The organism is Polaromonas aquatica, from assembly GCF_042659145.1.
GTDB lineage: Bacteria > Pseudomonadota > Gammaproteobacteria > Burkholderiales > Burkholderiaceae_C > Polaromonas > Polaromonas aquatica.
Genome location: NZ_JBHSRS010000075.1, coordinates 17,067 through 29,602, shown reverse-complemented (window position 1 = coordinate 29,602; position 12,536 = coordinate 17,067). Strand labels below are relative to the sequence as shown.

The 12,536-nt window shown below is 57.1% G+C and carries 11 protein-coding genes; 7 read left to right on the top strand and 4 right to left on the bottom strand.

What is annotated here, in order from left to right; translation table 11 throughout:
• Positions 1–9: 9 nt before the first annotated feature.
• The 4 genes from ACFQND_RS13875 to ACFQND_RS13860 form a co-directional block, all read right to left on the bottom strand.
• Positions 10–1,443: a multicopper oxidase family protein gene (locus ACFQND_RS13875; protein ID WP_371438973.1), complete on the bottom strand. Its 1,434-nt coding sequence runs from the start codon at positions 1,441–1,443 to the stop codon at positions 10–12.
• 31 nt (positions 1,444–1,474) lie between these two features.
• On the bottom strand, positions 1,475–2,902 hold the full coding sequence (locus tag ACFQND_RS13870) for a TolC family protein (protein WP_371438972.1): 1,428 nt from the start codon (positions 2,900–2,902) through the stop codon (positions 1,475–1,477).
• Positions 2,899–3,219: a hypothetical protein gene (locus ACFQND_RS13865; RefSeq protein ID WP_371438971.1), complete on the bottom strand. Its 321-nt coding sequence runs from the start codon at positions 3,217–3,219 to the stop codon at positions 2,899–2,901. Before ACFQND_RS13865 ends, ACFQND_RS13870 begins: the two co-directional genes overlap by 4 nt.
• A 119-nt stretch (positions 3,220–3,338) precedes the next feature.
• Positions 3,339–3,752 (bottom strand): hypothetical protein, encoded by a 414-nt coding sequence (locus ACFQND_RS13860; RefSeq protein ID WP_371438970.1) that lies wholly within the window; start codon positions 3,750–3,752, stop codon positions 3,339–3,341.
• Positions 3,753–4,396: 644 nt separating this feature from the next.
• Here ACFQND_RS13860 and ACFQND_RS13855 point away from each other — a divergent pair.
• The 7 genes from ACFQND_RS13855 to ACFQND_RS13825 all read left to right on the top strand — a co-directional run bounded on the left by ACFQND_RS13855 (position 4,397) and on the right by ACFQND_RS13825 (position 12,497).
• Positions 4,397–5,683, top strand: coding sequence for a TolC family protein (locus tag ACFQND_RS13855; protein ID WP_371438969.1), 1,287 nt, complete (start codon positions 4,397–4,399; stop codon positions 5,681–5,683).
• Entirely contained in the window at positions 5,680–7,314 is a 1,635-nt protein-coding gene (locus ACFQND_RS13850) for an efflux RND transporter periplasmic adaptor subunit (protein WP_371438968.1), read from the top strand. The genes ACFQND_RS13855 and ACFQND_RS13850 overlap by 4 nt, the downstream gene beginning before the upstream one ends.
• Entirely contained in the window at positions 7,311–10,481 is a 3,171-nt protein-coding gene (locus tag ACFQND_RS13845) for an efflux RND transporter permease subunit (RefSeq protein ID WP_371438967.1), read from the top strand. Before ACFQND_RS13850 ends, ACFQND_RS13845 begins: the two co-directional genes overlap by 4 nt.
• Complete coding sequence (locus ACFQND_RS13840; protein WP_371438966.1) at positions 10,468–10,683, top strand: hypothetical protein; 216 nt, start codon at positions 10,468–10,470, stop codon at positions 10,681–10,683. Before ACFQND_RS13845 ends, ACFQND_RS13840 begins: the two co-directional genes overlap by 14 nt.
• Positions 10,684–10,816: 133 nt before the next feature.
• Complete coding sequence (locus tag ACFQND_RS13835; RefSeq protein WP_371438965.1) at positions 10,817–11,128, top strand: DUF4148 domain-containing protein; 312 nt, start codon at positions 10,817–10,819, stop codon at positions 11,126–11,128.
• Positions 11,129–11,442: 314 nt separating this feature from the next.
• Positions 11,443–11,982 carry a cupredoxin domain-containing protein gene (locus ACFQND_RS13830; protein WP_377413896.1) on the top strand — a complete coding sequence of 180 codons (540 nt, stop codon included), beginning with the start codon at positions 11,443–11,445 and terminating at the stop codon, positions 11,980–11,982.
• Positions 11,983–12,215: 233 nt separating this feature from the next.
• Positions 12,216–12,497, top strand: a complete 282-nt coding sequence (locus tag ACFQND_RS13825; RefSeq protein ID WP_377413909.1) for a copper-binding protein — start codon at positions 12,216–12,218, stop codon at positions 12,495–12,497.
• The last annotated feature ends 39 nt before the right edge of the window (positions 12,498–12,536 follow it).

Sequence of the window (12,536 nt, the reverse complement as noted above, 5' to 3'; positions counted from 1 at the left end):
TTAAAAAAATCAGTGCTGCATGCCGCCCATGCCACCCATCCCGTTCATGGCGGGCTTGCGGACCTGGACTTCTACTTCTTTGGCGGGCATGTTTTGCGCTTTCATGGCCTGGCCGCCGCCGCTAACAGAACGGTCGGCAACGGGCGCTGCACCGGTCCATTCGTACGCGACGGTGCCCGCGGGGTGCTTGTACCAACCGGGGTCTTTGTAGTCGCCGGCTTTCTGGTCTTTTCGCACCTTGACCACGCTAAACATACCGCCCATTTCGACGGAGCCGAATGGGCCTGCGCCTGTCATCATCCGTTCCGTGTTGTCAGGCAAGGGCATGTCCATTTCTCCCATGTCCGCCATCCCGCGCTCGCCCATGACCATGTAATCGGGGATCAGTTTGGTAATGTCGCGTGCCACCTTGCGATGGTCCACGCCGATCATCGTGGGCACATCGTGACCCATGGCGTTCATGGTGTGGTGGCTCTTGTGGCAATGGAAAGCCCAGTCACCTTCTTCGTCTGCCACGAATTCGATCTGACGCATCTGTCCAACTGCCACATCGGTGGTCACCTCAGGCCAGCGTGAGGACTTCGGTGTAGGCCCTCCATCGGTACCGGTAACGGTGAACTCATGCCCGTGGATGTGAATGGGATGGTTGGTCATGGTCAGGTTTCCTATCCGGATGCGAACCTTGTCGTTCTTGCGAACCACCAGTGGATCAATGCCCGGAAAGACCCGGCTGTTCCAGCTCCATAGGTTGAAATCAAGCATGGTCATGATCTTGGGGGTGTAGAGGCCCGGATCAATGTCATAGGCGTTGAGCAGAAAAACAAAGTCGCGGTTGACCTCTTCAATCAGCGGATGTGCAGTCTTTGGATGGGTGATCCAGAAACCCATCATGCCCATGGCCATCTGTGTCATCTCATCAGCATGCGGGTGATACATGAAGGTGCCTGGACGTCTGGCAACGAACTCGTAAACAAAGGTCTTGCCTGCGGGGATAGCAGGCTGGTTCAGACCGGCGACGCCATCCATGCCATTGGGCAAGCGCTGACCATGCCAATGCACGCTGGTGTGTTCTGGCAGCTTGTTGGTCACGAAAATCCGTACCCTGTCACCTTCAACGACCTCAATGGTCGGCCCTGGTGACTGGCCGTTGTAACCCCACAGGTGGGCCTTGAATCCGGGCGACATCTCGCGCACCACAGGTTCGGCCACCAGATGGAACTCCTTGACACCAGCGTTCATGCGCCATGGCAGAGTCCAGCCGTTGAGGGTCACAACGGGGTTGTAAGGTCGACCGGAGTTGGGCACCAGGGGCGCCATGGTGTCCGGCTTGGTTTGAATCACGGGCTCTGGCAATGCCGCCATGGCCACCTTGCTGACCGCAGCCGCCGCAACCGCCGTGGTGATGGCGCCGGCACCGGTCAGGAAATTTCTTCTGTTGTTCATGAGTAATCCGTTGAGTAGGTTGTGTACGCCATCACTGTGCAGAGCCAGTTCCGCCAGCCATGGGCGCGGATACCATCATTGACATGGGCTTGCCAGTCATGGAAGCTGCCAGGGCGGCATCCGATAGCCAGAACTGCTGGTAGGAATTGATGGCCGCCATGACGCTGGAAACCTGGTCGCGGCTGTCGGCCAGCAGCTCGAACACGCTGATCAGCATGCCGTTGTAGCGAAGTCCGTTTTCTTCAGCCATGGCGCGGCGTAGCGGAACGATTTCGTCCCGGTAGTGCTTGGCTACGTCGTAGGCAGTCCGGTAGGCCGAATAGCTTTCACGAAGTTGTGACGACGCACCCCGAACCGTACTTTCGTAGCGACTGGCTGCCGCCAGGGATTGCGCATTCATCGTCGCCCGCTGTGCTGACCCCCAATCGAAAATCGGCAAACGAATACCCAGCTCGTAACCGTTACGCGGTGTTCTGGTGCCGGCAGTGGCGTTGGTGACGGTATCGCGACGAATTCCGAGCTCAACGTCAACAACGCTGGTCAGCAGGTTCAGGCCTTGGGCCCGGCCTGCCGTGTCGAGCTGGCTGCGCGCCAGTTGCACGTCCAGCCGCTGCTCCGCTGCGTTCGATGAAACGATGCCTGCATCGCGAGGTTCTTTTGGCAGATCCGGCAGGCGCTCGGGGAGTTGCAACTGTCCCGCCTGAGCGTCAGTCAGTCCCAGCAAGCGAACCAGTTCTTCACGCGATGCAGTGTCTGCGTGCCGGGCTGCAGCCAGCTGTGCGACGCTGTCCGCGTAAAACACCTGCTGGCGCTGGCGTTGAAGTTTGGTGAAGTTGCCAACTTGCTGCATTCGCTGTGCCAGCTCTGCACTGGCCTGAGCACTGGCATTGACTTGCTCAGCGTATTGAAGGGTCTGCTTGGCCGCGACCGCCCGTACCCAACCCTGACGAACGGCCGTGACCTGTTCGATCACGCTGGCACTGAGTTGAACCCTGGCTTGCGCCATGAGGCCACGCGATATCCCCTGGCGGTAGGGCAGCGTCAGGATGTCTATCAGGCCGAAAGACAGCAGCCGGTTGAGTTCCAGTTCGCTGCCGTAGCGCAGGCGCTCGAACGAAAAGACGGGATTGGTGATCCTTCCAACTTGACTCGCCTGCGCCATGTCCGCCCAGCTTTGAGCCAGCAGGGTTTGCATTGCAGGGCTGTTGGCCAAGGCTAACTGAACGGCTTCGTCCATGCCCAAGGGTTTGGCCAGCAGCTCAGCACTGAGTTTCTGGCGCGCCTGAACCTGTTGATCAGTGCGACTGAGCTCCAGCTTGCCCTTGGTGAAGGCACCTGTCGTGTCGTTGGTGTCTTTGACAGCCTGGTCAATGTTCACAGAAGCACAACCGGCCAATACAAGAACCGCAGTAACCACCGCCCCCGACTTGAAAATGGTTTTTACGGAAGGGGCGTTCATGGCTTGCCACCTTCGGTTTTCGGTTCAGACATCTTGCTCATGTCGTGAGCAGGCGCCTTGTCATCGGGTTGTCGGGCTTCTTTGGCATAGACTCGCCAGCCGCCGATGCGGCCGGTGGTGTCATTGACCTCTTTCCAGTTCAGGAGCTTGTCGTCGGTATAGGGCTTGTAGCCCTCGAAGGCTGAACGGTAAGTCAGGGGAGAAGCTTTGGCGGCCTCAGCTGAGGGAGAAGCCGGCGCGGGTGTTTGCGCAGCAGCTATCCCCGACAGGGAAAATATCGGAACCAGCCATGTGGCGGGTAGGTTTTTTTTGAACATGGAATCCTCGCGTTTTCATGGGACGGCGGCACAAAAGCGCCCTGAGGGCGGCTATTTCATGACGGACGATGAAAAGAGCACCGGTCACTGCGGCTAAGGAGCTGCAGCGGCACGGCGCGTCAAGCGCGAGGCGGTTTTTCGGGAAAGCGCGAGGGGACGGAGTGAATCAGGACGAAAGGCTCGACCAGATCAGCTTTGGGAGAGGACTGCACTTCAACAGTCGTAACGAAATCTGTAATAGCGATGACGCTGCAGCACGTGGCGCAGACACCGCATTTGTGTGAGGAATCAGGCAACTGCTTCTGGCTATCCGGAGACTGCATGGCACCCTCTGCAGAAGTGTGTTTCTCATGGTCATGCTGCATGCCCATGGCCTCGACCATCTGGTGACGGCTGGCGCCCGTCTCTACATGCGTGGTTTTTACATCGTAGCCCGCACCCATGCCGCAATAAAACATTGATGCCGCAGCAAAGCCCTGCAGTGGCAAGGCCAGCATCATCAGGCAAAGAAGCAGGTGGCGAAAACGCGACATATTGACTTGAGTTTATAGCAATTTTTTGGTTCCGTGAAGTCGGGGCCGCGAGGTTGGTTACCTGATGTGACTCTCGCAATACATTTTCATGACGCCAACGTTGCTATTACATAAGGACATAAAGAACTTCGTTCAGCCAAGCCGCTAAATTCAAGCTAAACTCTGAATAGATGACCCGAAATCGCCGTACTCGACTGATGACAGTGCTTTTTGCACTTTTTAGCCTGCTGTTCATGCAGCTGGCGGTCGCAGGCTATGCGTGTCCGGGTACTGCCTCAAAGGCAGCAGAGATATCTGCCATGACCGAGGCTGGCATGCCTTGCGCTGAGTCCATGGCCATGAACATGGACGATGCACAACCCAATCTTTGCCACGCCCATTGCCAGGTCGGACAGCAATCTGCAGATAAATACCAGACGCCATCTCCCCCGGCCATAGATACACTCCCGGCCGACCTTAATTTGCAGGTCGCCATTCCTCTTTTTGCCCTGGCGCCCTTTCAGCCGCCTCATCTACTGCGAACGACGGCCCCGCCGTTAGCCATCCGGAACTGCTGCTTCCGCCTCTGACCTCCTGACACCGCGTAGCTGCTGCCTGATGCATACCCATGCATTGACAGCTTGTTCTTGTGCTCTGGAGGTTTTATGTTTATTCCCTTTCCTATTGGTCGGACTGCCGCTGCAGCCTTGATGATGGCCGTGGTGTCGGCGTCCTGGGCCGCTGACCCTTTGACCTTGATTGAGGCGCAGCGAATTGCCGTCGGCCGTTCTCAGCAACTGCTCGCCCAAGATGCGCTTACGACCGCTGCACGCGAACAGGCGGTGGCTGCTGGTCAACTGCCTGACCCAGTGCTCAAGCTTGGCATTGACAATTTGCCGGCCAATGGTCCCGACCGCTTCAGCCTCACACGTGACTTCATGACTATGCGCCGCATTGGCGTCATGCAGGAAATCCCGCGTGCCGAAAAGCGCCAGCTCAGGACGGAAAAGCTTGAACGCGACGCCGACCGCGTACAGGCGCAGCGGCAATTGACGCTGGCTAATGTGCATCGCGATACCGCGCTGGCCTGGCTGGACCGGTATTACGCCCAAGCCCAGCGGGAACTATTACAACAACAGGTTGAGGAAACCCAGTTGCAGGTTCAAGCCGCCGACAGTGCATTTCGTACGAGCCGGGGGAGCCAGGCTGACGTGTTCGCAGCCCGCGCCGCAGTGATCAATCTGCAAGACCGCCTCAGCCAAATTGATCGCCAGTCCCGATCCGCCACTTTGATGCTGGCACGTTGGGTGGGCGCTTCCGCTGCCGAAAGACCCACGTCCGGATCACCGCCATGGCAAACCACGCCGCTGCAAGGTGATATTTCGACTGACCACCTCAAGCGACATCCCGACTTGCTGGCAATAAGTGCCGAGATTGATGCGGCGGAAACTGAGGCTCGACTGGCTCAGGCTAACAAGAAGTCCGATATCAGCATAGAAGCAAGCTACGCGCAGCGCGGTCCGGCATTCTCCAACATGCTGTCCATCGGCGTATCGATTCCCCTGCAGTGGGATCAAAAAAATCGTCAAGACCGTGAGCTGGGGGCCAAGTTGGCCATGGTTGATGAAGCCAAGGCAAGATACGAGGACATGCTGCGCAACCATGAAGCAGAGATTCGGGTCTGGTTGAACGACTGGCAAACAGGCAAAGAGCGGGTGGTCCGATACCGTGAGGAGCTAATCCCAATTGCCCGACAACGTACCGAAGCCGCGCTCACCGCTTATCGCATCGGTAAAAGCGACCTGGCCGCCGGGCTGTTAGCCCGGCGCGACGAAATCGACGTGCGCATGCAGGCCCTCACTCTGGAGATGGAAACGGCTCGCTCCTGGGCGCAAATCAACTTCCTCATACCCGATCAACACATTTCGGCCGTCGCCAAGGATCAACCATGAACAAAAAATATCTTATTTCCGCGCTGCTTGCTGCGGGTGTGTTGGTTGCTGCAGGCTACGGTCTGTATACCTTGGGTGCTAAACGGGCTGGATCCATGCCGGCTACCGTAGTCAATGCACCAGCCACCTCTGGCAGCAGCCCGAGCGCCACTCCAGCCGCAGGTCCTCAGAGTGTTGCTGAAGGAGAAGATGCGACCCGTCGGCATATCAGCGCAGGGCTGAAGGCGGGCGATATGGATCCGGTGACTGGCAGCAAAATCCTTTACTACCACGACCCTATGGTTCCTGCCAGCAAGTTCGACAAACCTGCCAAGTCTCCCTTTATGGACATGATGCTGGTGCCGGTCTATGCTGAAGGCGAAGCCGATCAGGGTAAGGTTACCGTGAGCCCACGTATCCAGCAAAACTTGGGCGTGCGCACCGCAGTGGTCACCGAAGGCACGCTCTCGCCGCAGGTTTCCGCCGTAGGCAGCATTGCTTACAACGAGCGCGATCAGGCGACCGTTCAGGCCCGCGCTACAGGATTTGTTGAGCGCCTTCATGTGCGCGCCACGCTTGATCGGGTTTCGAAGGGACAGCCGCTGGTGGATCTCTATGTCCCTGAATGGGTCGCAGCGCAGGAAGAGTTTTTGGCTGTCAAGCGTATGCAAGGCAAAGACCTTGCTTCGTTGGTGGATGGCGCCAGGCAACGCATGCGTCAGGCGGGTATGAGCGATGAACAAATTCGCCAGGTGGAGTCAAGCGGCAAGACGCAGGCCCGCATCACCATTACGGCACCGCTGGGCGGCGTGGTGGTAGAACTCATGGCCCGTGAGGGCATGACGGTAATGGCTGGTGCGACATTGTTTCGCATCAATGGCCTGTCCACGGTTTGGGCGAATGCCGAGGTGCCAGAAAGCCAGGCTGCCCTGGTACGTCCAGGCGCAAAGGTCCAAGCGCGCAGCCCAGCTGCCCCCGGCATCACCTTCGATGGCAAAGTCCAAGCCATTTTGCCGGAGGTAAATTCAGCAACGCGCACCCTGAAAGCCCGGCTTGAGCTGGCCAACCCTGGCGCGCGCCTTGTACCCGGCATGTTTGTATCCATGCAATTCATGGACATGCGCGCAGAAAAGTCACTACTGGTTCCCACAGAGGCGGTTATTCAGACGGGCAAGCGAACAGTCGTGATGCTGGCAGAAGAAAACGGACGCTTTCGGCCGGTTGACGTTCAAGCCGGTATTGAGACCGGCGGGCAGACTGAAATCAAGCAAGGCCTACAGGCTGGCCAACGGGTAGTTGTGTCTTCCCAATTCCTGATCGATTCCGAAGCCAGCCTGAAAGGCGTGGAGAGCCGGCTCAACGAAGTACCCAAATCTGCTGCAGCAAATACCGCTCCCCGACATGAAGGCCAGGGCAAGATTGTTGCCATTAACAAAGAGGCCATCACCTTGTCGCACGGGGCTATTCCCACGCTCAAGTGGGGCCCTATGTCCATGGACTTCAAAACACTCCCGCCTAAAGATTTGCCCCGCAATCTTGAGCCCGGTGACCAGGTGACCTTTGAGTTCTATATGGATGCCGAAGGCTTGCCCCAGCTAACCCGGGTCTCTCCGATGAGCTCGGCGCCGCCTGTCGCGGGGGTTAAAAAGTGATCGCCGCCCTAATTCGCTGGTCTATAGGCAACCGTTTTTTGGTGCTTCTTGCAACGTTGATGGTAGGTGCCTGGGGCGTGTATTCGGTCATGCGCACACCGCTGGATGCTTTGCCTGACCTGTCTGACGTGCAGGTCATCATCCGCACCACTTACCCCGGACAGGCACCGCGTATTGTTGAGAACCAGGTGACCTACCCCCTGACGACAACCATGCTGTCGGTACCCGGTGCCAAAACGGTAAGGGGTTACTCCTTCTTTGGTGACTCTTTCGTCTATGTGCTGTTTGAAGATGGCACCGACCTGTACTGGGCACGCTCCCGCGTGCTTGAGTACCTGAATCAAGTGCAATCCAAGTTGCCTGCTGCTGCGAAGGCCTCACTTGGGCCAGACGCTACAGGCGTGGGCTGGATTTACCAATATTCGTTGATAGACCGGAGTGGCACGCAAGATGCTGGTCAACTCCGTGCGCTACAGGACTGGTTCCTCAAATACGAACTCAAGACCGTGCCCAATGTGGCGGAGGTTGCATCCATAGGCGGCATGGTCCGGCAATACCAAATCGTGCTTGACCCTGAAAAGCTGGCCGCCTATTCCATCCCGCACACACGGGTGGTTGAAGCCATCCAGAAGGCCAATCAGGAGGCTGGTGGCTCAGTGCTGGAGCTGGGAGAGGCCGAGTATGTGGTTCGCGCCTCTGGCTATTTGCAGAGCCTGGAAGACTTTCGGGCGGTTCCGCTGATGACATCACCCAGCGGTGTATCGGTGCGCCTGGGTGATGTGGCGCGTATCCAGATTGGCCCTGAGATGCGTCGGGGCATTGGTGAACTCGATGGAGAAGGGGAAGCCGCAGGCGGTGTGATCATCATGCGGTCCGGCAAAAACGCACTGGAAACTATCGCTGCGGTGAAAGCCAAAATTCAGACCTTGCAAGCCAGCTTGCCGAAAGGTGTGGAAATCGTGCCGACTTACGACCGCTCCGGATTAATCGAACGCGCCGTAGAGAACCTGACGCACAAGCTATTTGAGGAGTTTCTGGTTGTCGCCGTGGTGTGCTTTATCTTCCTGTTCCATCTTCGGTCGGCTTTCGTGGCCATCATCTCGCTGCCGCTGGGCATCGTGGCTGCCTTCATCGTCATGCACTACCAGGGCGTTAACGCGAACATCATGTCTCTGGGGGGTATCGCCATTGCCATTGGTGCTATGGTGGACGCCGCCGTGGTGATGATCGAGAATGCGCACAAACATCTTGAGCATTGGGGTCATGACCACCCCGGCGAAACGCTTCAGGGTGAGGCTCGCTGGCGGGTCATTGGCGACGCGGCGGCTGAAGTCGGACCGGCGCTGTTCTTCTCGCTGCTCATCATCACCCTCTCGTTCATACCCGTGTTCACCCTGGAGGCGCAGGAGGGCCGCCTGTTTGCACCGCTGGCGTTTACCAAGACTTACGCCATGGCAGCGGCGGCAGGCCTGTCAGTAACGCTGATTCCCGTGCTCATGGGCTACCTGATTCGGGGACGGATTCCTGACGAGAAATCCAACCCACTGAATCGCCTGCTGATTGCCATCTACAGGCCGATGCTGGAAGTTGTACTGCGTGCGCCCAAGCTGACCTTGCTGGTTGCGGCTGTCGTTCTGGTTATCAGCGCTTGGCCTTTTCAGCACATAGGCGGTGAATTCATGCCAAGGCTGGATGAAGGTGACTTGCTGTACATGCCGTCAGCCTTGCCGGGCTTGTCAACCGGCAAAGCCAGTGAATTACTGCAACAGACGGACAGGCTTATCAAAACCGTTCCAGAAGTGGCCAGTGTGTACGGCAAAGCTGGGCGCGCCGAGTCCGCTACCGACCCTGCGCCGATGGAGATGTTTGAAACGACAATCCAGTTCAAGCCCAAAGATCAATGGCGTCCGGGTATGACGCAGGACAAACTGATCGATGAGCTGGACCGCATCGTCAAGGTCCCTGGCCTCTCCAACATCTGGGTACCGCCCATCCGCAACCGCATCGACATGCTGGCCACGGGCATCAAAAGCCCGGTTGGCGTGAAGGTGGCCGGCACTGACCTGGCGACCATAGACCGCCTGACCGGGGAGATCGAGCGCGCGCTGAAAGACGTGCCCGGTGTTTCCAGTGCATTGGCTGAGCGACTGACCGGTGGGCGCTACGTAGACGTGAACATCAAGCGTGACGCCGCCGCAAGCTTTGGACTCAATATCGCCGATGTCCAATCCGTGATCAGTTCAGCAGTTGGCGGAGAGAACATTGGCGAAACTGTTGAGGGCCTACAGCGTTTCCCAATCAATATGCGCTATCCCAGAGAACTTCGGGATTCCATCGAGAAATTGCGCAACCTGCCGTTTGTCACGGAGCGAGGTCAGCGCCTGGTGCTAGCGGACGTAGCCGAGGTCCGTATTTCCGATGGGCCACCCATGCTACGTAGTGAAAATGCGCGTCTCTCAGGGTGGGTCTACGTGGACATTCGAGGTCGCGATCTCCGCTCCGCCGTGAAGGACATGCAAACGGCCGTCGCCGACAAGGTCAAGCTGCCGCCGGGGTATTCCATCTCGTGGTCAGGGCAGTTCGAGTTTTTGGAGCGAGCTACGGCCAAGCTAAAGGTAGTGGTGCCGTTCACGCTGCTGATCATCTTTGTGCTGCTATACCTGACCTTCAAACGCTTTGACGAAGCCCTATTGATCATGGCCACCCTGCCCTTTGCGCTGGTCGGCGGTATCTGGCTGCTTTACCTGCTCAGCTACAACCTGTCAGTGGCCGGAGCGGTTGGATTTATCGCGCTGGCGGGTGTTTCCGCCGAGTTCGGAGTCATCATGCTTTTGTATCTAAAGACAGCCTGGAATGACAAGCTCGATCAAGGAAAAACGACGACGGACGATCTGTTGGACGCTATCCGAGAAGGAGCGGTCTTGCGCGTACGCCCAAAAGCCATGACGGTCGCGGTCATTCTGGCTGGCCTGCTGCCCATCATGTGGGGCACAGGTACCGGATCGGAAGTCATGCAGCGCATCGCCGCACCCATGGTCGGCGGCATGATCACTGCGCCCTTGCTTTCAATGTTTGTAATACCCGCTGTTTATCTGCTGATGCGACGTCAGCGAACGACATATCGCACGGGATGGGCGTTCTGGAAACGGCGTCATGCGAAAGAGTGAATTCAGCCTGAATCTCTCTGCGCTAGCTGTACTGAGCGCCTTGCTTTTGCTTTACTCTGAAATTGTTGGTGCAACAGACGCTGGCATGCGCGGCCCAGGCATTGAAGCACTCTGCAAGGGATACGTTTTTCGCGGGCAAGGTCAGCTTGCGGACTTGTCTTTCACCACAAGAATTTTCAAAATAGCTCTTTTTCGAACATAACGGATTTGTAATTTGGCGCTCAGGGTGGCGTTGGCCCTAGGTTTTTATAGTAGGAACCGTGATGCAAAGGTTGCATCGCAGTCGTCCCAGTGTTGGGGTGGCACTTTGCAAGTTGTTCTAAAGGAGTCTTATCATGAAATCGAATTTTTTTGCTGCTACCGTTGTCGCCATTGCCGCTCTCAGTGGCGTTAGTGCATTTGCACAGGCCAATGTCCAGAATCGCCTGGAGGGCGAAGCTTCTACCCGGGTGACTTTTGACACCACGCCCAGCAAGTTGACTCGGGCCCAGGTTCAGGCTGAATATTTGCAGGCACGTAGTAGCGGCGCTTTGCCATCCAGCCCAGAGGTAAGTTTTGTTCCGGTTGTAGCCAGTGCAAGCAGCCTCACACGCGCTGAGGTGATTGCCTCGATAGGTAAAGTAAAAGCTCAATCTGGCGCTTTATGACGTAACGCAAAGCCAAAGAGAGTCTCGCGACTGATGAAGCGACATACTGCGCTTCAACAGATGGCAGTCGGGAATTGTTCCCCCATCCCCTGAATGCCGCCTGGGACCACCTCGGCGGCATTTCCTGTTTTAGGGGTGTCCAGCTGCAAGCAGCAAATAGTTTTCACCTCTACGGCAGGTAGCAGCCCAAAGGATGCGATCGACGTTGATAACGATTTTGTAATCAAGGAGCCAGCATCCTGCATGGCCTTGTTTTCTAAAGTGGGCCATCACACGGCTTTTTAGGTTTCTTTTTACCCTTTAAGGACTTTTTTATGACATACCGTCTTCGTACTGCCACGCTGGCATTTGCTCTTTCCGCTGCATCAGCGCTTACCTTTGCCGCAGGCTCGCACGGGGGCGGCGACGATGAGACCGCTGCCATTGGACAGCCTGGCAAGGCCGCCAACGTCGGCCGAACGATCAACATCGACATGACCGACAACATGCGCTTCTCCTCGGCGGACATCGCTGTCAAGCAGGGTGAAACCATCCGGTTCCTGGTCAAAAACTCCGGCCAGATCAAGCACGAGATGGTGCTGGGTACGCCAAAAGAACTCAAGGAACACTACGCCATGATGATGAAAATGCCCGAAATGGAGCATGCCGACGCCAACATGATCACGGTCGCGCCGGGCAAGACCGGTGAAGTCGTCTGGCAATTCACCAAGGCAGGCAAGGTTGATTTCGCCTGCCTGCAGCCCGGCCACTACGACGCTGGCATGAAAGGCATGGTCACCGTTGCGGGAGCTGTGGGCACCGCCACGACCAAAGCTGATACTCCTGCGGGTCACAGCGCAAGCCACAAGCATTGATCAGGCGCAAAAGCCTACAGATTTTTACCGGTTTTCGCAGCCTGAATGACGCCACTTTTTTTACAAACCGTTCACCCCTTCACTTTTCCAGGAATCCACACATCATGAAAACATCCAGATTTCTCGCCGCTTTTGGCACCCTTGCCTTCGCTGTAGCTCTTTCCGCCAACGTCCAGGCTCAGACCACCATGAACAAGGACAGCATGCCTGGCATGGATATGTCGGGCATGAAGATGACGCCCACGGACAAGGGCGGCATGGCGGGCATGGCCATGGACACAGCGACAACTGCATCAATGACAGACGGCGAGGTCCGCAAGATCGACAAGGAGAACCAGAAAATCACCCTGAAGCATGGCGACATCAAAAACCTTGACATGCCCGGCATGACCATGGTCTTCAAAGTCAAGGATGCTGCCATGCTGGACAAGGTTCAGGTCGGCAGCAAGGTCAGGTTCAAGGCCGAAAAATCCGACGGCGCGATCGTCGTGACCAGCGTGGAACTGGCCCAGTAAGCGGAGCGCTAAAAGAACGCCGGCGTGGCCGGTACAGGC

Coding starts and splice junctions, on each gene's coding strand:
- ACFQND_RS13840 (WP_371438966.1), top strand. CDS start 10,468: ATGCGAAAGAGTGAATTCAGCCTGAATCTCTCTGCGCTAGCTGTACTG.
- ACFQND_RS13875 (WP_371438973.1), bottom strand. CDS start 1,443: ATGAACAACAGAAGAAATTTCCTGACCGGTGCCGGCGCCATCACCACG.
- ACFQND_RS13870 (WP_371438972.1), bottom strand. CDS start 2,902: ATGAACGCCCCTTCCGTAAAAACCATTTTCAAGTCGGGGGCGGTGGTT.
- ACFQND_RS13865 (WP_371438971.1), bottom strand. CDS start 3,219: ATGTTCAAAAAAAACCTACCCGCCACATGGCTGGTTCCGATATTTTCC.
- ACFQND_RS13830 (WP_377413896.1), top strand. CDS start 11,443: ATGACATACCGTCTTCGTACTGCCACGCTGGCATTTGCTCTTTCCGCT.
- ACFQND_RS13860 (WP_371438970.1), bottom strand. CDS start 3,752: ATGTCGCGTTTTCGCCACCTGCTTCTTTGCCTGATGATGCTGGCCTTG.
- ACFQND_RS13850 (WP_371438968.1), top strand. CDS start 5,680: ATGAACAAAAAATATCTTATTTCCGCGCTGCTTGCTGCGGGTGTGTTG.
- ACFQND_RS13825 (WP_377413909.1), top strand. CDS start 12,216: ATGACGCCCACGGACAAGGGCGGCATGGCGGGCATGGCCATGGACACA.
- ACFQND_RS13855 (WP_371438969.1), top strand. CDS start 4,397: ATGTTTATTCCCTTTCCTATTGGTCGGACTGCCGCTGCAGCCTTGATG.
- ACFQND_RS13835 (WP_371438965.1), top strand. CDS start 10,817: ATGAAATCGAATTTTTTTGCTGCTACCGTTGTCGCCATTGCCGCTCTC.